We start from the raw sequence: 1,097 nt of genomic DNA, 5'->3' as shown, positions 1-1,097 counted from the left end.
CCCCAGCGGCCGGTGAGGTCGAGCAGCTCGGTGGCGCGCGACGGCACGGGCAGGGTCAGCACGAGCCCGTCGAGGGTGTAGGCCGTGTCCCCGGTGTTGCGCACGGTGGCCCGCAGGCGCACCAGACCGGCGGCGGTCAGCCCGATCTCCAGGTCCAGGGCGAGCCCCGCCTCCACGTCCGCCGCCCGCACCAGGCACACCCCACCGCTCTCGACGACCCGCTCGACGGTGAAGAGCGGCGACCAGTCACGGCCCTCGCGGTGACCTCGCAGCCCAGGCAACCCCGGCCACGCGGTCGCGTGCTCCGGGACCACCGCCACGGCGCTCGGGACGTCCGTCGCGTTCGGCACCACCGCGGGCACGGACACCGCCGCCAGCGCGTCCAGCCCGGCGTCCGGGCCGAGGTCGGCACCCCAGTGCAGGACCTGCGGCAACCGCGAGTCCTTGCAGTGGAGCACCAGGCTCACCCCGTCGGCCCGCAGGTGGACGACCCGATCGACGGCATCGGCCGCCGTCGCGATGACCGATGACGCAGTGGACACGGACACCCCCTTCGGGGTGGGACCTCAGGTGCATTGAACGTTCCATGGACGATGTCAGGGCCGTGGGCGGGAGGTCAACCACGACCGAAGTAACGAACCGGCAACGGTGATCGTCTCCGTCCGCGCGGCTCCGCCGGCCACTCGCGCGACCCGACAGATCCGCGGACCCGCTCCGCGTAGACTGCACGCCCGAATCGTCCATGATCAACGAGGTGGGGAATCGATGACCGTCGGGCCGTTATCGCCGAGCCAGGAGTGGGCGGCGTCGTGGTACAGGGCCGTTCACCTCTACCGGCACCTCGTGAACGGCGGAATTCCCGACGAGGTCACCACGTCGTTGTTGTTGCCACCGGGCGAAGTGGCTTATTGCGACCTCACGCTCGGATATGCCCGGTACTACGGCATGGACGTCACCTATCGGCAGTCCAGCGGCTTCTTCCTCGGTTCGCCGCTGTTCGTGGCGGCCGGCCTGGCGGCGAACGCGGTGGGCAACTCCGTCGCCAGGCGGCGGGCGGAGGCCCAGTCCATGCCCCAGTGGCGGGAGCACTCACCGGC

General features: G+C 71.2%; 2 protein-coding genes. One reads left to right on the top strand and one right to left on the bottom strand.

The annotated features are described in order from the left end of the window. Positions 1 to 542: glycoside hydrolase family 36 N-terminal domain-containing protein (locus AB0G02_RS33410; protein WP_360802317.1), on the bottom strand; the 542-nt coding region annotated here is incomplete at its 3' end. A gap of 223 nt (positions 543 to 765) precedes the next feature. Between AB0G02_RS33410 and AB0G02_RS33405 the strand changes: the two genes are divergently transcribed. Then, positions 766 to 1,097 (top strand): hypothetical protein (locus tag AB0G02_RS33405; protein ID WP_360802314.1); only part of this gene is annotated, 332 nt, incomplete at its 3' end.

This window comes from Actinosynnema sp. NPDC023658 (genome assembly GCF_040639995.1).
GTDB lineage: Bacteria > Actinomycetota > Actinomycetes > Mycobacteriales > Pseudonocardiaceae > Actinosynnema.
Note: the sequence above shows the minus strand (reverse complement) of the source record. Positions and strands in the feature narration are given on the sequence as shown.